Below are 17,709 nucleotides of genomic sequence, written 5' to 3'. Positions count from 1 at the left end.
CCTCATGGCCGACCTGTTCTGGCCCGGTGACGAGCACGCCGGCGACCTGTTCTCCGAGCCCGCCTTCCTGTCCGCCATGGTGCGGGTCGAGGCGGCGTGGCTGGCGACCCTCGTCGAGCACCGGCTCGTGCCGGCCGACGCCGCGGACGACCTCGACGGACTCGTCGGGCCCGACGACGTCGCCGAGGTGGCAGCGGGCGCCGAGTCCGGCGGCAACCCGGTCATCGGGCTGCTGAAGCTGCTGCGCGCGCGGGTCGAGCCGCGCAACACCGCGGCCGCGCGCTGGATGCACCGCGGGCTCACCAGCCAGGACGTGCTCGACACCGCGCTCGTCCTGCTGGCCGGCGACGCGTCCGAGCGGGTGCTGGCCGAGACCCGCGGGCAGGTCGAGGCGCTGGCGACGCTGGTGCGGGAGCACCGGGCGACGCCGGTCGCGGCCCGCACGCTCACCCAGCAGGCCGTCCCCATCACGTTCGGGCTCAAGGCCGCGACCTGGCTCGAGTCGGTCGTGGCCGCGGGCCGCGGACTGGCCGCCGTGGATGCCTCCGCCGCCGTGCAGGTGGGCGGGGCGGCGGGCTCGCTGGCCGCGTCGTCCGAGCTGGCGGCGCTGCAGGACGACCCCGACCCGGCCGGACGCTCGCTCGCGCTGGTCGAGACGTTCGCCGACCGGCTCGGGCTCGTGCCGGTCGCGCCTTGGCACACCAGCCGGGGCCGGGTCACGGCGATCGGCGACGCGCTCGTCACCTGCACGGACGCCTGGGGGCGCATCGCGACCGACGTCGCGACCCTCGCGCGTCCGGAGGTCGGCGAGCTCCACGAGGCCACCGGCGGCGGGTCCTCGACCATGCCGCACAAGCAGAACCCGGTGCTGTCGGTGCTGCTGCGCCGGGCGGCGATCGCCGCTCCCCCGCTGGCCGCGACGCTGCACACCGCGTCCGCGCTGAGCGTCGACGAGCGTCCCGACGGCTCGTGGCACGCGGAGTGGGCGACGCTGCGCACGCTCGCCCGCCGCACCGTCACCGCGTCCGTCCAGGCCCGGACCCTGCTGTCCGGGCTGCGCGTGGACGCCGAGGCCATGGCCGCCAACCTGGCTGAGGCCGGCGACGCGCTGCTCGCCGAGCAGCGCTCGATCGCCGGGCTGCTCGACCGCGACCCCTCCCCCACCTACGCCGGCGCGACCGACCTGCTGGTCGAGCGCGCCCTCGCCACCGCGACCACCTACCTCCAGGAGACCTCGTGACCGACCTGCGCCTGACCGCCGTCCAGCTGAGCGAGCCCGGGTCCGGACCGCTGCTGGTGCTGGGTCCGTCGCTGGGCACGTCGGTCGAGGCGCTGTGGGCCCCGGTCGTCTCGCGCCTGGCCGACTCGTTCCACCTGGTCGGCTGGGACCTGCCGGGCCACGGACGTTCCGAGGCTCCCGCGGGCTCGTTCTCGGTGGCCGACCTGACCGCCGCGGTGCTGGACGTCGTCGACCGCGCCGCCGGTCCCGGCGCCCGGTTCGCCTACGCGGGCGACTCGCTGGGCGGCGCCGTCGGCCTGCAGCTGCTGCTCGACGCCCCGGACCGCGTGACGTCCGCCGCCGCGCTGTGCACCGGCGCGAAGATCGGCACCCAGGAGTCGTGGGCCGAGCGCGCCGAGCAGGTGCGCGCGTCCGGCACCCCGCGCATGGTCGAGGGCTCGGCCAAGCGCTGGTTCGCCCCCGGGTTCATCGAGCGCCAGCCCGAGCGGGCGACGGCCGTGCTGCACTCGCTGCAGGAGGCGGACGCCGAGGGCTACGCACTCGCCTGCGAGGCGCTGGCCGCGTTCGACGTCCGCGACCGGCTCGGCGAGATCGCCGCCCCGGTGCTGGCGGTGGCCGGCGCCCTCGACCAGCCCACCCCGCCCGCGTCCCTGGCCGAGATCGCCGACGGCGTCCAGGCCGGACGCCTCGTCGTGCTCGACGACGTCGCCCACCTGGCCCCGGCCGAGAACCCCGACGCCGTCGCTGCGCTGCTGCAGGTCCACCTGCAGACCACGGACGCGGACCGTCACGCGTCCGGCATGACGGTGCGCCGCGCGGTGCTGGGCGACGCGCACGTCGACCGGGCCAACGCCGGCATCACCGACCTGACGCGCGAGTTCCAGGACATGATCACGCGCTACGCCTGGGGCGAGATCTGGACCCGACCCGGCCTGGAGCGCCGCGACCGCTCGCTCATCACCATGACCGCGCTCGTCGCGCTCGGCCACCACGAGGAGCTGGCGATGCACGTGCGCGCCGCCCGCCGCAACGGCTTGAGCGTGGACGAGATCAAGGAGGTGCTGCTGCAGACCGCGATCTACTGCGGCGTCCCCGCGGCCAACACCGCCTTCCGCATCGCCACCCAGGCCCTCGCCGACGAGGAGTAGGAGCAGCGCGGTCCCGTCCCCGCCGGAACCCGACAGAAGATCATTTTCTGCCTAGGAGAATGCGAGCAGAGGTCGGTACCAATCCGGGACAATCCTTGCTAGAGCCAACGCACTCTCGGCTGGATTGCCATAGCGTGCCGTCCATGATTGAGCTCGATGCACTCGAGAGCTTGCTTGCGCTCGGCCATGAGCAGCGGCGCCTCGAGGTAAAGGGGCCGGGCCTCGTAAGCGACAAGGCGTTCGCTGCGCGAGTCGCGCGGGCGGTTATGGCGATGGGAAACCTTCGGGATGGGGGAGTCGTCTGCATTGGCATCGCCGACGATCAAATCGCCCAGATGATGCCTGGCCTGGACGAGGCGGCGCGGAAGTCCTGGGGTGACTACGACACGGTGAGCGCGGCCCTGGCCCGCTACATCGACCCACCGGCGACGTTCGACCTCCGGGTCGTGGAACTTTCTAACGGAGCGCACGTCGCGGTTCTCGACGTTCATGAGTTCGAGACATCCATCTACGTGTGCAAGAAGACCTTCCCCGACGTCCTCCAGGACGGAGCAACCTATGTACGCACGCGGGGCAAGCCCCAGTCGATACCTGTCCCTTCAGCAGCTGAGATGCGCGAGTTACTAGACCTAGGAGTGGATAAGGGGATTCGCGAGTTCCTCCGGCGCGCCGGCGCAGCTGGCGTGCCATTGCTGGGCACCCCGCCCCCGACGCCGTCGGCCTTGTTCGACGACGAGCGCACACAGGCGTGGGCGGACGGGTCCGTCTTCGATTCGCCGTCAGCAGGGACGTTGGTCGACCCCGACCGCCCAGTCTGCTTCTTCGACGTCGCCATTCGGCCCCTTCCCTACGAGCGGGAGCGCCTACAGGCGGGCGACTTGCTCGAGTTCATCGAACGACGGGCGGTGAGCATGCGCGGCTGGCCCGTCCCATTTATCGACGCTCGCCGTGGGATCGCTCGTCACGACTCGTGGATCGGGCAAGACATTGAGGGTCGCAACGTCCCTCACCTGGAAGCGTGGCGCTTCTTCCAGAGCGGCCAATTCCTGCAGCGGCGTGCGATAGCGACGGACTTACGGAAGCTCGATGACGTCGAGTCGACAGCCCCCGGCGCCACCGGCGTAGTCGCCGTCTGGGATGTCCTCCTCTATTTGGTCGAAGTCGCCGAACTGGGGGCTCGCCTAACGACTAGCTTGGATGTCGAGTCGATCGAGTTCGAGGTCCACCTCGAAGGAGTCGGCGGACGCGAGTTGGTATCGGACTGGAGGCGGCCAATCTTCGGCCCCTACGTCGCCAGCTCGCAGGCGTTCTCCACCCGTCTGACTGTGCCGGCTGCTGAACTCGTCACCTCCCCTCGACAGGCCGGCGTTAACCTGGCGCAGGGAATACTCCAGAAGTTCGGCCTGAACGTTCCTGATCAGGTCTATCTCGACCAACAGGCAGAGATCTTCGGGCCCTGAGCCGAGAACGCTCGTCGCCGAAGGACGCGGCGACAATACTCACGTCGGAACTGCCGTCGCCGCCACCAGTATCGCCCCCGTTGAGTGTGCCGGGCCTAGTCCGCGCTGGGAGTGGGGTGTCCGCCAGTGTCGCCATCGATGTCCGCAAGCATGGTCGGCAGGTCGAGGATCGCGCGACGGATAGCGCGATAGTCCTCATCCGGCACCTCGACATCACCCACAACGGCGGAGAACTCGTCCTCGTCGTCACCCCCGAGCAGGCTCTGGGGTGCGGCATTCGTGCCGAGCAGGTGCACGTAGCAGCCGTAATCGATCTGGAGAACGTCATACCGCTCGCCGGGGTTGTCCTTACCCGACCACCCCCGCTTGATGATGTGCAGAATCCGATCGTCCACCAGCTGCTGCACGAGGGGGTCCTGAGTCTGGTCCTGCTTAATCAGGAACGCTCGCGCCTTTCGACCAGAGATGACGTCGCTCAGAATGCGGTCGAGCAAGGCCCGTGCAATGGGAATGCCATTCAGCTGCGCTGCTTTGGTGGTGGTGTAGAGCTGGGAAGCCGACTCACGAACGTGCGCCACAGCGATCTTGGAGCCGCCGGCGCGAAGTCCCGCCCTACCGACGATGCTGAGCGCGTCACGGGGCACACCCTCAGCCGCTCGGATAACCTCCTGCAGCGAGGTGACCTGGGTGAACAGCGAGCCGATCAGGTCCGCCTCGGACTCGGGCGGCTCTTCGCCCATCCCAACCACGGCAGTCGAGATATGACGGAACAATAAGGCTCGAAAGAACGACAGAGACCTCTGCGCCTGCTCCTCACGGCTCCGGGCGGGGAACACCACGAACTCGTCGAGGTCGAGCAACGGGAACAGTTCGGCCCCGACCTCCGCTCCGATGTAGTCGCCGCGCTCGCCCGCGATGCGCCACTCCGAGCGGTGCGGGATAGCGGCGATGCGCACCGACACCTTTGGAATGCCGAAGAACAACCGACGGAGCATTTCGGCGACGTACGGCTGGAGATCGATGGGGATGCCGCTCCACTCATCGATGAGCAGCCAGAATCGACTGGCATCGTCGGCCTCGATGGCTTGACGCATCGACTGGATGACTCCCCCGAAGTGGATCCGGTGCCGGACCACGCCGGTCTGTCTCGTCCGAACGCCCTCCTCGTGGGCCGTCTCGCGCGTCGCGCCCTCGCCGAGTCTCAACGCCGGCATCCCCCCAGCCCATCGGACCCCGGCGTTGGTCGTGGATCCCCGCGCTGACCGGTCGGTTTGAGTGTCCTCGTGCTCAGTCTCTTGAGCGACCAACACCTCCCGGAAATGGTCCAGCATTCGGTCGAGCACGTCGATCTGCACCCTGATGTCGCCCGCGAATGCGGCTTCGAGCAGTTGAGTATGAACGATGCTCAGCACGTCGACCACGAGCCGGGTCGCCCGTTCGCTGATGCTCAGGTTTGGGTCGGCGTAGCGGCCCTCAGTGGAGCCGACGTCCTGCTCCATGTCTATGAAGACGACCCGGTTGCCCTTCTCGCGCTCCGTTTGGGCGACATACTTCAATGCGTGGGTCTTGCCGGTGCCCCGGCGGCCAAAGATGATGCCGTTGTCCCGCGCGCTTAGTGCAGCGGTCAGCGATTCGACATTGACGTAAGTGGCGAGCACGTCGTCCTCGCTGACCCGCTCGGCGCGCTTCTCGACCTCCTGGAGCGCGCTCAGCAAGATCTTGGTGTCCACAATCGTCCCCCTCGCGATCACGCAGTTCATCCGAACCATCTCACGTCTGTCTGCTCACCCGGCGCTGCTCGACACGTCCCAGGCCCGGCGGTCGGACGGACGTCCGACAAGGCGCCCGCGATCGCCGCGATGCCCGCCCGCTCGGCACCCGGCTAGCGCGCCGGCACCGCCGCCGTGGCGCGGAGCAGCAGGCCCAGCGCCGCCAGCTGCAGGACGCCCAGGACGACCGACAGCGCGGTGGCGTGGTTCGTCACGAGGGCGCCGGCGAGCGTCCCGCCCACGAGGGCGCCGAGGCCCTGCACCGCCGCGAACACGCCGTAGGCCGTCGCTCGGCGGCGGGTCGGCACGAGGTCGGCGACGTACGCCTTGACGGTCGAGTCCTGGATGCCCATCGCGACGCCCCACACCACGATGCCCGCGAGCACGACCGCCAGGCTCCCACCGAGGACGAGCCACGGGACGACAGTGACGAGGACCGGGACGACCAGCAGCGTCCGCCCGCCCCGCCGGTCGAACGCGGCACCGTTGGCCAGGGCCGCCACCGCGGCGACGGCCATCGCCACGGCGTACACGAGGGGCACGGCGGCGACGGACACCAGGTCGTCCTCCACGAGCCGGTACGAGATCACGCCGAACGTCATGAGCCCGGCCGTGGTCAGGGCCGAGGACAGCGAGAACAGGTGGAACGCCCGGGGCAGCTCGCTGCCGAGGACGGCGGCGCGCAGGTCCGCCGCCCGACCCCGTGGCGGGCCGGCGGGGACGTCGTCCACGTCCGTCCCGGCCGTCGTGTGCCGGCGCAGCCAGAGCAGCAGCACCATCGCGGCCGCGCCCGGGACGGCGAGCAGCGCGAAGCCGGGCCAGATTAGGCCCGTCGCGGCCGCCACCGCGGCGAGCAGCAGCGGGCCGCTGAAGGCGCCGACCTGGTCCAGCGCCTTGTGCACGCCGAAGCCCTTGCCCCGGCCACCCTCCGGAGCCATCTGGGCCAGCAGCGCGGACTTCGCCGGGCTCCGCACGGCCTTGCCCGTCCGCTCGAGCAGGATGAGGGTGATGGCCACGCCCAGGCCGGCGGCACCGAGGAAGGGCGTGAGCGCGAGCAGCGGGACGCACACCGCCGTCATCCCGTACCCGACGATCGTGAGCGGCCAGTGCCGGTTCCCGCGGTCGGCCCACGACCCGGTGAACAGGCGGAGCACGAGCGCCAGCGCCTCGCCCGTCCCGGTGACGACGCCGACGACGAGCGCGGACGCACCCAGCGAGCCGAGCAACGGTCCGGCCATGGCGCGCATGCCCTCGTAGGCCATGTCCGCCGCCAGGCTGACCAGGCCGAACACGACCACGCTGCGCCAAGGACTCCAGGTGCCGGGGTGCGGTGACGTCACGAGGCGTGAGTCTGGCACGAGGGGGCACGTGTTCCGGAGACCGCTCCCCGGAGCGAGACCGTCCCGCGTCCATCATGGACTATTATCTGCGCATGAGTGAAGATATGCAGCCGATGCCGTCCGCCGACGAGGTGGACCTCGCGGTCGAGGTGTTCCGGATGCTCTCGGACGGCACCCGCCTGCGACTCCTGTGGTGCCTGACCCAGCGGCCGGAGATGTCGGTCAACGACCTGGCTGCCGCCGTCGACAAGTCGGCGACCTCGGTCTCTCAGCACCTGGCGAAGCTGCGTCTCGCTCGACTCGTCCAGACGCGTCGGGACGGCGTGTCGATCCTGTACCGGCTCGACAGCGACCACGCCCGGCGTCTCGTCGTGGAGGGCGTGCACCACGCCGAGCACCAGGGAGACCGGGTCCCCGCGCACCACGCGGGCGACGCCCCCGCGCATCTCGAGGTCGGGGAACAGCGATGACCGGCGGCCACGCGGGGCACTCGCACGTCCATGCCGACGAGCACCCGCATCCCCACGAGCACGACGGCCACCAGCACCACACCGGGCTCCGCGGACTGGTGGCGTCGATCTTCGCTCCGCACAGCCACGACACCGCCGACTCGATCGACGACGCGCTGGAGTCGAGCCGCGAGGGCATCCGAGCACTGAAGATCAGCCTCGTGGCCCTGGGCCTGACCGCGATCGTGCAGGCCGCCATCGTCGTCCTGACGGGATCGGTGGCCCTGCTGGCCGACACGGTCCACAACTTCTCCGACGCGCTGACCGCAGTCCCGTTGTGGATCGCGTTCGTCCTGGTCCGCCGGCCCGCGACCGCTCGCTACACCTACGGGTTCGGCAAGGCCGAGGACGTGGCGGGCCTGTTCATCGTGCTCATGATCGCGCTGTCGGCCCTTGTCGCCGGGGTCGAGTCGGTCCGTCGGTTGATCGACCCGCAGACCGTGACGCACCCGTGGGTGGTGCTGGCCGCCGGCGTGGTCGGGTTCGCCGGCAACGAGTTCGCGGCGATCTACCGGATCCGGGTGGGCCGCAGGATCGGCTCGGCGGCACTCGTCGCGGACGGGCTCCACGCCCGCACCGACGGCTTCACGTCGCTCGCCGTGGCGGTCGGCGCGATCGGCGTGCTCCTCGGGTTCCCGCTCGCGGACCCGCTGGTGGGCCTGCTCATCACTGTCGCGATCCTCACCGTGCTCCGCTCGGCAGCACGGGACGTGTTCCGGCGCCTGCTCGACGGCGTCGACCCGGTCCTGGTCGAGAGGTCACGCCGGACCCTGCTCGCCGTCGACGGCGTCGCCAAAATCCCCGAGACACGCCTGCGGTGGGTCGGACACCAGCTGTTCGGTGACGCCACGATCACCATCGCCGGCCGTCCGTCCGCCGAGCAGGTCCTCCGGCTCGCGGACGACTGCGAGCACGCCTGGCGTCTGGCCCTGCCCAAGCTCACCGACGCGCGCGTCCGCGTGCAGGCCAGCCCGAGTCGTGCGGAACGGCCCGGCTCCGGCTCGTGACGAACCTGGCCCCGCCGTCGGACCGCGGAGGAGTCGCTCGGGCGCCCCGGCCGATGACGCCGGCCTGACGGGGAGCGCGAGGGCCGTGCTGCACCCGGACGCACCTCGTCCCTCACCACAGGACGATGCCGGTGGCCACCAGGGTGCTGAGCAGGATGGAGCCGACGAGGGCCTGGCTGGCCAGGTCCGTGTCGAGCTCGTGACGGGCCGAGAAGGTCACCACCACGAAGCCGACCGGGGCCGCGCCCAGCAGCACGAGCACGCCGGCGTCCACCCCGTCGAGGCCGAGGGCCAGGACGATCGCGGTCGCCACGACGAGCCCGAGCATGACGCGGACGAGGCCGAGGCGTCCGGCCGCGCCGAGCAGGCGCCGGGTCGGGCGGAACATCACCCCCGCCCCCACCGCGACGAGCATCGGGCTGGCCGACGCGAAGAAGGCCGTCAGGTCGTCCACGGCCCCGGGCAGCTCGCGCCCGGCCAGGCTGAGCCCGATGCCGACGACCGTGGCGTAGAGCGGCGGGGTCTTCAGCACCGCGAGGGTCGCCGACTCCGACCCCCGGGCCGGGCTCGACCGGGCGGCGAGCAGGTGGACGACGGTGAGGACGAGCAGGCTGTGCACCGCGTCGAACGCGGCCAGGCGCGCCACCCCGGCAGCGCCGTACGCCGCGTCGACGAAGGGCAGCGCGAAGGCGGCGTTGACCACCATGAGCGACATGACGACGACGGTCGCCTCGGAGCGGTCACGCCCGCGCGCGGCGACGCGTCCGGCCACGTACCCGAGGGCGACCATGACGACCGCGGCCGCCGGGAACACGACGATGTCGCGGGTCAGCTCGACGTCCGTCAGCGACCGCAGGATGAGTGCGGGCATGCAGACGTAGAGGTTGAGCAGCAGCAGGAAGCGTCCGTCCGCCTCCCGCGCGACGCCGGCCTGCCGCAGCCACCAGCCGCAGAACAGCCCGGCCAGGACCGGGGCCAGCCCGCTCAGCGTCGTCAGCACGCCGAGCCGTCGCCTCCCCGGCTCACGCGGCCGGCTGCGCGGCGTCGTGCAGCGCGCGGATCGCCAGCTCGTAGCCGAGCGGACCGAGCCCGACGACCACGCCGCGCGCGACGCCCGACAGGTACGAGTGGTGGCGGAACTCCTCGCGCGCGTGGACGTTCGTCAGGTGCACCTCGATCATCGGCACCTCGGCGCCGACCACCGCGTCGCGCAGCGCGACGGACGTGTGGGTGTACGCCCCGGCGTTGAGCACCACGCCGACGCTGCGCCCGGCCGCGACCTCGGCCCCGCACTCGTGCAGCCAGGTGACGAGCTCGCCCTCGGAGCTGCTCTGCCGGAAGTCGACCTCGAGCCCGAGCCCGTCGGCGAAGCCGCGGCAGCGCTGCTCGACGTCGGCCAGCGTGGCGTGGCCGTAGACGGCCGGCTCGCGCCGGCCCAGCAGGTTGAGGTTCGGTCCGTTGAGGACGTGGACGACGGTCATGCGGGTCCCTTCCGTGCGGTCAGCCGGCGTCGCCACCGGCGACCAGGTGGTCGAAGTGCTCGTGCATGCGGGCGGCGTCGGGCTCCAGCCCGGTGATGAGCCGGATGCTCTCGACCGCCTGCCCGACGGCCATCGCCCCTCCGTCGAGGGTGGCGAGTCCCCGTGCTCGCGCCTGGCGGACGAGCTCGGTCTCGAGCGGGCGGTAGACGACCTCGGCGAGCCAGGCGTCGTCCGGCAGCAGCGAGACGTCCAGCGCGACGCCGGGGTGCTCGCGCATGCCGACCGGCGTCACGTGGACGACGCCCTCGACCCGGGGCAGCCGGCCGTCGAGGTCGCCCTCGGACGAGCGCAGGCGGCCCGACCCGTCGGCGAACCGCTCGACGAGCCGCTGGGCCGCCGGCTCGCTGCGGTCGTGGACGACCACCTCGGCGAACCCGAGGTCGAGCAGCGCGCACGCGGTGGCGAGCCCGGCCCCGCCGGCGCCGACCTGCAGCACGGTGCCCCGCGGCCGGTCGCCGAGGAATCGCTCGAGCCCGGCCCGGAAGCCGGCGTAGTCGGTGTTGTGCGCGACCCGGCGTCCGCCGGCCAGCAGCACCAGGTTGGCCGCACCGATGCGCCGCACCTCGTCGCTCGCCTCGTCGACGTGGGCCAGGACGTCCTGCTTGAACGGGTGCGTGACGTTGGTGGCGTCGAAGCCGGCCGCCTCGAGCCGCTCCAGCTGCACGCCGAGGTCGACGTCGGGCTCGTCGATGAGGTCGAGGATCTCGTACTCGTAGCCGAGCCCGAGCCGCTCGGCCTCGCGGACGTGCATCGCGGGGGTGAGCGACGGGCCGATGCCGTGGCCGAGCAGCCCGACGCGGAACTGACGCGTCCCCGGCTCGGCGGTCATCGCCGGTCCCCCGCGCCGACCGGCGTCAGCAGCCGGCGGGCGTTGTCGATCATCATCGTGTCCAGGTCCTCCTGACGGACCCCGCGCTCGAGCAGCTGCGGGACGATCCGTCGGCTCAGGTGGTCGTGCGTCCAGTGGGGGGTGTGCTCGCGGCGCCACGACGGCGGCGTCACGCGGCTGAAGTAGGCGCTGTCGTGCGACAGGACGAGCTGGGTCGCGTGCCCGCGGCGCACGAGCTCGACGACCAGGTCGACCCGGGCGTCGTCGCTGCCCATGTGGACCATGCCGAAGCGGTCGACGCCGAGCAGGACGCCGGTGTCGAGCAGCGCGAGCAGGTAGTCCAGGTCGGTGCTGTCGCCGCTGTGCCCGACCACCACGTGCGTGGGGTCGACGTCGCGGTCGAGCAGGAACGAGACCTGGTCCAGGCCGTTGCGCTCGTGCGGGTTGCTGTGGGTCGTGATCGGGACGCCGGTCTCGCGGTGCACCGTGGCCGCGGCGTCCATCACCCGCGCGATGTCGGGGGTGACGCCGGGGGTGTCGGTGACGACCTTGAGCATCCCGGCCCGGACCCCGCTCGTGCCGATGCCCTCCGTGACGTCACGGCGGAACATCTCCACGAGCGGGTCCGGCCCGCCGACGAGCCGGTCGGGCCCGTGCGTGCGGAAGTACGGCGGCAGCACCTCGTCGGCGTACCAGCCGGTCGAGGCGACCAGGTTGACCCGCACCCGCTCGGCCACGCGTCCCACCAGGGACGTGTCGCGGCCGAGCCCGGGCACGGTCAGGTCGACGACGGTCCGGACGCCGAGGTCCCACAGCTCCTCCAAGCCGGCGACGGCCCGCTCGACCGCGAGGTCCGCGTCCCACTCGGGGTGCGGGTACTCGCGGTCGAGCTCGGGGCTCAGCACGAACAGGTGCTCGTGCGTGAGCGTCCAGCCGAGGTCGTCGGCCGGGACGGGTCCCCGGTAGGTGGGGACGACGGCGTCCCGAGAACCGCCGTCGTGGGTCACTTCTGCGAGTCCTTGATCGACTCGTAGACGGCCAGCGAGTCGCCCTTCAGGTTCTCGCGGAACCAGGCGTCGGCCTGGGTCGAGAACGCGTCGCGGTCGACGTCCTCGACGACCTCGGTCTTGCCCTCGCTCTTGAACGTGTCGAGGATCTTCTTCTCGGCCTCCTCGACGCAGCCGGGCATGTCCGCCACGGCCTTGTCGACGGCCTCGGTGATCGCGTCCTTCTGCTCGTCGCTCAGCTCGTCGTACTTCGGGCCGGCGATGACCAGGTTGCTGTTGAGCTGGTGGTCGGAGAGGCTGATGAACTTCTGCACCTCGTCCAGGTTCAGCGAGTCGATGTTGGTCAGCGGGTTCTCCTGGCCGTCGACGACACCCTGCTGCAGCGACAGGTAGAGCTCCTCGTACGCGACCTCGGTCGCCTCCGCGCCGAGCGCCTTGGCGTTCAGCAGGAACTGCGGCGAGCCGGGGAAGCGCATGCGCAGGCCGTCGAGGTCGCCGGGCTCCCGGATCGCCTTGTTGGCGGTGAACTGACGCGCACCGGCCGACCAGGCGCCGACGATGGTGACGCCGCTGGCCGACTTGAAGTCGTCCTTGAGCTTGCTGCCGCCGTCGCCGGTCATGAAGCCGTCGAGCGCCTCGGCGTCCGGGAAGGCGTAGGCGGCGTCGAGGACGCCGACCGGCTCGTGCACCGCGGCGAGCGCCGAGGCGCCTTGGATGTCGAGGTCGATGTCGCCGGACTGCACCGAGGCGATGCGGTCGGCGTCGCCGCCGAGCTGGCTGGACGGGTAGATCTCGACCGTGAGGCCGACGTCCGCACCCTCGGCCTCCTCCTTGATGGTGGCCGCACCGCAGGCGTGCTGCGGCTGCTGCTCGGTGTAGCTGTGCGCCAGCTTCAGCGTGACGTCGCTGCCGGAGCCGCCTCCGGACGAGTCGTCGCCGCCGCACGCGGCGAGCGCGAGCGGGAGGCACAGGACCGAGGCGACGGCGATCCGCCGGGTGGGGTTGAGCTTCATGGTTCTTCCTTCCTGGGGCGACCGGAGTCGGCGATGGGGTGGTGACGAGCGGGTGGAACGGCTAGAGCCCGAGCCTCTGGGGGAGGTAGAGGATCGCGTCGGGCCAGAAGATGATGGCCAGGCACAGCGCGACCAGCGGGGCCAGGAACGGCAGCGACCCCTTGAAGACCTCGGTCATGGTGGCGCCGGTGATCGACTGCAGCACGAAGATCACCGTCCCGACCGGCGGGGTGAGCAGGCCGATCATCTGCGACAGGATCATGAGGACGCCGAGCGCGATCGGGTCGACGTCGTAGGCGGCGCTGAGCGGCAGCAGGATCGGCACGGTCAGCGTCAGCACGGCGATCGCGTCCAGCGCGGTGCCGAGCACGAACGACAGCAGGAGCACCAGCAGCAGGAAGACCGTCGGGTTGTCGGTCAGCCCCAGCACCCACTCCGAGACCCGCTGCGGCACCTGCTCGAGGGCGAAGATGTAGCCCAGCAGGTTGGCCGAGGCGACGATCAGCATGATCGCGCCGCTGGTCAGCACCGTCTCGGAGATGACCTTCGGCAGGTCGCGGACGTGCAGCGAGCGCGTCACGAAGCCCAGGATGCCGATGTAGAGGGCACCCACGGCGGCCGCCTCCGTCGGCGTGAAGAACCCGCCGAGGATGCCGCCCAGGATGATGATCGGCGCGAACAGCGGCAGGATCACCCGGCGTCCGGTCTGGCGGACGCGGACCCAGCTGAACTCGGCCTTCTGGACGTTCGGGTTGCGACGCACCAGCAGGAACACGACCAGGCACAGGCCGACGGCCATGAGGATCGCCGGGCCGACCGAGGCCGCGAACAACGCGCCGGTCGAGACGCTGGCCAGGCCGGCGTAGATGACCGCGGGGATGCTCGGCGGCATCACCGGGGCGATGAGCGAGGACGATCCGGTCAGGCCCAGGGCGAACGGCCGGGTGTAGCCCGCCCGCAGCATGGCCGGGATCTGCACCTTGCCCAGCGCGGCGGCGTCGGCGACGGCCGAGCCGCTCATCCAGGAGAAGCCGACGCTCACGCCGACCGCGACGTAGCCGAGGCTGCCGCGGACGCGTCCGAGCAGGGCCAGGGCGAAGTCGAACAGGCGGTCGGCGATGCCGGCGTGGTTGGCCAGCGCGCCCATGAGGATGAACAGGGGCACCGCGAGCAGCGGGAAGCTGGCCGTGCTCTGCGCGACGAGGCGCAGCGGCAGGCCGAGCGACTGCTCGTTGCTGAGCAGGTAGACCAGCGACGGGCCGATGAAGGCGAAGGCGATCGGGACCCGGATGACGAGCAGGGCCGTGATCAGCAGGCAGACGACGAGGAGGCTCATTCGGTCGCCACCCGGGTCGCGTCGGCGAAGGCGTCCTCGACGGTCCGCTCCGGCACGCCGAGGACGGCGAACCGGACGGAGGCGACGGCGGCGCGGATCGTCGTGCTGACGAAGCCGATGAGCGAGATCGCGTAGAACCACGACATCGGCATCCGCAGCGCGGGCGACGTGATGATGCCCTGAGTCTGCACGAGGTCCCAGCAGGCGGCGGTGAGACCGACGCCGACCGCGGCGACGATGGCCGCCGACACGGACCGGGCGATGCGCACGATCGTCGGGTTCGGGATGGCGTCGACCATCTCGATCGAGACGTGAGCGTCGCGCGTCACCAGCACGCCGGCGACGACGAACGTCAGCCAGACGAGCGAGAAGCGGGCCAGCTCGCCGGTCCAGGCCCAGCCGTCGATCGGCAGGTAGCGCTGGCCGGCCTGGAGCAGGACGAGCACGAAGATGAGCAGCACGAAGACGGCGCCGAGCGCCATCTCCACGAACGTGGCCGTCCTCGTGAAGGCCGCCAGCCAGCGTGGCGGCTCCTCGAGGAAGCGGGCGACGGGTCCCGGCCGGTCGGCCGTCCCGGATGTGGTCTGAGTCACAGCACGTGACCGTAGTCAGGGTTCCCGCAACCTGGCAATCGGTTGCCAAAGTTGCCATTCCTGTGGCTTGATGAGCGCGTGCAGCAGCCGACCATCTACGACGTGGCCCGCCTGGCCGGCGTCGCGCCCTCCACCGTCTCGCGGACGTTCGGGCGTCCGGACCGGGTCGGCGCGGCCACGCGTGAGCGGGTGCAGGCGGCCGCGGACGAGCTCGGCTACGTGCCCAACCCGCACGCGCGGGCGCTGCAGACCGGGCGGCACAAGACGATCGCGATGGTCATCTCCGACATCGCGAACCCGCACTTCTTCGAGCTCATCCGCGGTGCCGAGCAGCGCGCGAAGGCGGCCGAGAACACGCTCGTCATCGTCAACGCCGAGGAGTCGCCGACCATCGAGCGCGACCAGGTGCGCGGGCTGAGCCGCTCGGTCGACGGGTTCATCCTGGCCGCCAGCCGCCTGCCCGACCAGGAGCTGCGTGACCTGTCGGCGCAGCACCACGTCGTGCTCGTCGACCGCGAGCTGGACTCGATCCCGAGCGTCGTCATGGACACCGCGGCCGGCTGCCGGCAGATCCTCGAGCACCTCGAGTCGCTGGGCCACCGCGAGTTCACGTACTGCGCCGGTCCCCCGGGCTCGTGGATGGGCGCCGCGCGCTGGGCCGCCCTGCGCACCGGGGCCGAGGAGCACGGTCTGCGCGCCCGCCGGGTCGGGCCGTACACGCCGACGGTCGCGAACGGCGGCGTCGCCGCCGACGGCGCCCTGCGGTCGGGCACGACCGCGCTCGTGGCGCACAACGACCTGCTGGCCATCGGCATCATGCGCCGCCTCGCCGACCGCGGCGTCCGCGTGCCCGAGGACATCAGCGTCATCGGCTTCGACGACATCTTCGCCGCCGAGCTCGTCCAGCCGCCGCTCACCACGCTCGGAGGTCCGGACGCCCACGCCGGACGCCTCGCGGTCGAGATGCTGCTCGAGCTGCTGAAGGGCCCCCGCGGCGGGTCGTCCCGGGACGACGCCGAGCCGCTGCACCACCAGCGGCTGCCGACCAGCCTCGTCCTGCGCGACTCCTCCGGCCCCGCGAAGGGATAGGCGGGCCGGACGCCGTCCGGGCCCAGCGTCAGCGAGCCGTCGCGACCCAGGAACGTCAGGCCGCGCTCGTCGAACGTGGCCGTCCGCAGACGCAGGGTCACGCGGGGCCGGCGTCGGCGTGCAGCCGGACGAACGCCAGCGACTCCAGCAGGTCGGTCTCGCGGTTCGCGTCGCTGCCCGCCTTGCGGGTGCTGATCTCGACGACGAGGTCGCCGTCGAAGCCGGCCGCGACGACCTGCGACAGGAAGTCCGCGCACGGCTGCGAGCCGCGTCCGGGCACGAGGTGCTCGTCCTTCGCCCCGGTGCCGCTGCCATCGGCGACGTGGACGTGGCGCAGGCGGGGACCGAGGTCCTTGGCCATGGCCAGCGGGTCGCTGTGCGACGTCGCGGTGTGCGACAGGTCGATCGTGACGTGCGCGTAGTCCTGCTCGCGCGGGTCCCAGCCGGGGACGTACGCCTGCAGCTCGCGCTTGCCGGTGCGCCAGGGGTACATGTTCTCGACCGCGAAGTCGATGCCGGTGCGCTGCTCGAGGTCGGCGACGCCCTCGACGAAGCGGCGTCCGTAGTCGCGCTGCCAGCGGAACGGCGGGTGCACGACGACGACGTCGGCGTCGAGCGCGTGGGCCATCTCGGCGCTGCGCTCGAGCTTGGCCCACGGGTCGGTGCCCCACACCCGCTGGGTGATCAGTAGGCAGGGCGCATGGACCGACGTCACCGGGACGCCGTGGTAGTCACGCAGACCGCGGACGGCGTTGATGTCGGCGCTGACGTCGTCGATGCCGACCATCACCTCGACGCCGTCGTAGCCGAGCCGGCCCGCGACCTCGAAGGCGCTCGCGGTCGTGCCCGGGTAGACCGAGGACGTCGACAGCGTGACGCGCGGGGCGGACGGAGCGGTCACAGGTGGTCCAGGTGCTCGAGGATGACGCCCTCGCGCAGCGCCCACGGGCAGATCTCGAGCGTCTCGAGCTCGTAGATGTCCATGACGGCGTCGGCGACGACGGCGCCCGCCAGCATCTGGTGGGCGCGGTCGGCCGAGACGCCGGGCATCGTGGCGACCTCGGCGGTCGTCATCGACGCCAGCTCGCCGAGGAGCGGGACGAGCCGCGAGCGCTCGAGCGCCCGGCGCGCGTACATGCCCTCGGACGACGGCACGGCCCCGCACATCCGGGCGAGCGACCGGAAGGTCTTGGACGTGGCGACGGCGCGGTCGAACCGGCCGCCGCGCAGCACCTCGCCGGCACCGTCGGCGATGGTGGCCCGGACGTGACGCTGCAGCTCGCGCAGGTCGCCGCCGGAGTCGATCCAGCCGCGGGTCAGGCGGCCGGCGCCGAGCGGCTGGGACTGCGCGACGTCCGGCGTCTCGTCGGTGCCCGCGGCGACCTCGAGCGAGCCGCCACCGATGTCGAAGACGCCGAGGCGTCCGGCCGACCAGCCGAACCAGCGGCGCACGGCCAGGAAGGTCAGCCGCGCCTCGTCCTCGCCGGACAGGATCTCCAGATCGACCCCGGTCTCGTCACGCACCCGCTCGAGCACGGCGTCGGCGTTGACCGCGTCGCGCACCGCGGACGTGGCGAACGGCAGCAGGGTCTTGCAGCCCTTCTGCTCGGCCAGGTCGCGCGCCGCGGCGACGTACTTGACCAGCCGCTCCACCCCGGCGCCGGTGACGGCGTTGTCGAGGTCGAGGTGCTCGGCGAGGCGCAACGGCTCCTTGTAGGAGTGAGCCGGCACCGGGGGCCCGCCGCGGTGTGCGTCCACCACCAGCAGGTGCCCGGTGTTCGACCCGATGTCGAGGACGCCCATGCGCATGACGTCCATTGTTCCACCG

17 protein-coding genes are annotated in these 17,709 nt (G+C 71.6%); 6 read left to right on the top strand and 11 right to left on the bottom strand.

Going from position 1 to position 17,709, the window contains the following annotated elements; all coding sequences use genetic code 11:
* The first annotated feature begins 4 nt into the window (after positions 1-4).
* From E0W78_RS01640 to E0W78_RS01630, 3 genes are all read left to right on the top strand, one after another.
* A complete protein-coding gene (locus E0W78_RS01640; RefSeq protein ID WP_131402098.1) occupies positions 5-1,240 on the top strand; it encodes a lyase family protein in 1,236 nt (411 codons plus the stop codon).
* A complete protein-coding gene (gene pcaC, locus E0W78_RS01635) occupies positions 1,237-2,388 on the top strand; it encodes a 4-carboxymuconolactone decarboxylase (protein ID WP_131402097.1) in 1,152 nt (383 codons plus the stop codon). Before E0W78_RS01640 ends, pcaC begins: the two co-directional genes overlap by 4 nt.
* A 143-nt stretch (positions 2,389-2,531) precedes the next feature.
* On the top strand, positions 2,532-3,848 hold the full coding sequence (locus E0W78_RS01630) for an RNA-binding domain-containing protein (protein WP_131402096.1): 1,317 nt from the start codon (positions 2,532-2,534) through the stop codon (positions 3,846-3,848).
* A gap of 95 nt (positions 3,849-3,943) precedes the next feature.
* On the opposite strand, the gene E0W78_RS01625 is transcribed toward E0W78_RS01630, so the two are convergent.
* Together E0W78_RS01625 and E0W78_RS01620 are read right to left on the bottom strand one after the other, a co-directional pair.
* Positions 3,944-5,578, bottom strand: a complete 1,635-nt coding sequence (locus E0W78_RS01625; RefSeq protein WP_131402095.1) for a hypothetical protein — start codon at positions 5,576-5,578, stop codon at positions 3,944-3,946.
* 152 nt (positions 5,579-5,730) lie between these two features.
* Positions 5,731-6,957: an MFS transporter gene (locus tag E0W78_RS01620; RefSeq protein WP_242686175.1), complete on the bottom strand. Its 1,227-nt coding sequence runs from the start codon at positions 6,955-6,957 to the stop codon at positions 5,731-5,733.
* Between the two features lie 92 nt (positions 6,958-7,049).
* Between E0W78_RS01620 and E0W78_RS01615 the strand changes: the two genes are divergently transcribed.
* A complete protein-coding gene (locus E0W78_RS01615) occupies positions 7,050-7,427 on the top strand; it encodes a metalloregulator ArsR/SmtB family transcription factor (protein WP_207392571.1) in 378 nt (125 codons plus the stop codon).
* Positions 7,424-8,473: a cation diffusion facilitator family transporter gene (locus E0W78_RS01610; protein ID WP_131402094.1), complete on the top strand. Its 1,050-nt coding sequence runs from the start codon at positions 7,424-7,426 to the stop codon at positions 8,471-8,473. Before E0W78_RS01615 ends, E0W78_RS01610 begins: the two co-directional genes overlap by 4 nt.
* A 112-nt stretch (positions 8,474-8,585) precedes the next feature.
* Here the strand turns inward: E0W78_RS01610 and E0W78_RS01605 are convergent, their stop codons facing one another.
* The 7 genes from E0W78_RS01605 to E0W78_RS01575 all read right to left on the bottom strand — a co-directional run bounded on the left by E0W78_RS01605 (position 8,586) and on the right by E0W78_RS01575 (position 14,792).
* Positions 8,586-9,473 carry an AEC family transporter gene (locus tag E0W78_RS01605; protein WP_131402093.1) on the bottom strand — a complete coding sequence of 296 codons (888 nt, stop codon included), beginning with the start codon at positions 9,471-9,473 and terminating at the stop codon, positions 8,586-8,588.
* Positions 9,474-9,495: 22 nt separating this feature from the next.
* Positions 9,496-9,954: a type II 3-dehydroquinate dehydratase gene (aroQ, locus tag E0W78_RS01600; protein WP_131402092.1), complete on the bottom strand. Its 459-nt coding sequence runs from the start codon at positions 9,952-9,954 to the stop codon at positions 9,496-9,498.
* A gap of 19 nt (positions 9,955-9,973) precedes the next feature.
* A complete protein-coding gene (locus E0W78_RS01595; protein WP_131402091.1) occupies positions 9,974-10,843 on the bottom strand; it encodes a shikimate dehydrogenase in 870 nt (289 codons plus the stop codon).
* Complete coding sequence (locus tag E0W78_RS01590) at positions 10,840-11,850, bottom strand: phosphotriesterase-related protein (RefSeq protein ID WP_165570369.1); 1,011 nt, start codon at positions 11,848-11,850, stop codon at positions 10,840-10,842. Before E0W78_RS01590 ends, E0W78_RS01595 begins: the two co-directional genes overlap by 4 nt.
* Positions 11,847-12,863 (bottom strand): DctP family TRAP transporter solute-binding subunit, encoded by a 1,017-nt coding sequence (locus E0W78_RS01585; RefSeq protein ID WP_131402090.1) that lies wholly within the window; start codon positions 12,861-12,863, stop codon positions 11,847-11,849. The genes E0W78_RS01590 and E0W78_RS01585 overlap by 4 nt, the downstream gene beginning before the upstream one ends.
* A gap of 61 nt (positions 12,864-12,924) precedes the next feature.
* A complete protein-coding gene (locus E0W78_RS01580) occupies positions 12,925-14,199 on the bottom strand; it encodes a TRAP transporter large permease (RefSeq protein ID WP_131402089.1) in 1,275 nt (424 codons plus the stop codon).
* Entirely contained in the window at positions 14,196-14,792 is a 597-nt protein-coding gene (locus tag E0W78_RS01575; protein ID WP_131402088.1) for a TRAP transporter small permease subunit, read from the bottom strand. The genes E0W78_RS01580 and E0W78_RS01575 overlap by 4 nt, the downstream gene beginning before the upstream one ends.
* Positions 14,793-14,870: 78 nt before the next feature.
* On the opposite strand from E0W78_RS01575, the gene E0W78_RS01570 reads away from it, so the two are divergent.
* Entirely contained in the window at positions 14,871-15,881 is a 1,011-nt protein-coding gene (locus E0W78_RS01570; RefSeq protein WP_131402087.1) for a LacI family DNA-binding transcriptional regulator, read from the top strand.
* Positions 15,882-15,978: 97 nt separating this feature from the next.
* Here E0W78_RS01570 and E0W78_RS01565 read toward each other — a convergent pair whose 3' ends face one another.
* Together E0W78_RS01565 and E0W78_RS01560 are read right to left on the bottom strand one after the other, a co-directional pair.
* A complete protein-coding gene (locus tag E0W78_RS01565; protein WP_131402086.1) occupies positions 15,979-16,782 on the bottom strand; it encodes a sugar phosphate isomerase/epimerase in 804 nt (267 codons plus the stop codon).
* Positions 16,779-17,699 (bottom strand): Ppx/GppA phosphatase family protein, encoded by a 921-nt coding sequence (locus E0W78_RS01560; RefSeq protein WP_347559413.1) that lies wholly within the window; start codon positions 17,697-17,699, stop codon positions 16,779-16,781. Before E0W78_RS01560 ends, E0W78_RS01565 begins: the two co-directional genes overlap by 4 nt.
* Positions 17,700-17,709 lie beyond the last annotated feature (10 nt).

Origin of the sequence: Aeromicrobium sp. IC_218 (assembly GCF_004336805.1) — a bacterium.
GTDB lineage: Bacteria > Actinomycetota > Actinomycetes > Propionibacteriales > Nocardioidaceae > Aeromicrobium.
Note: the sequence above shows the minus strand (reverse complement) of the source record. Positions and strands in the feature narration are given on the sequence as shown.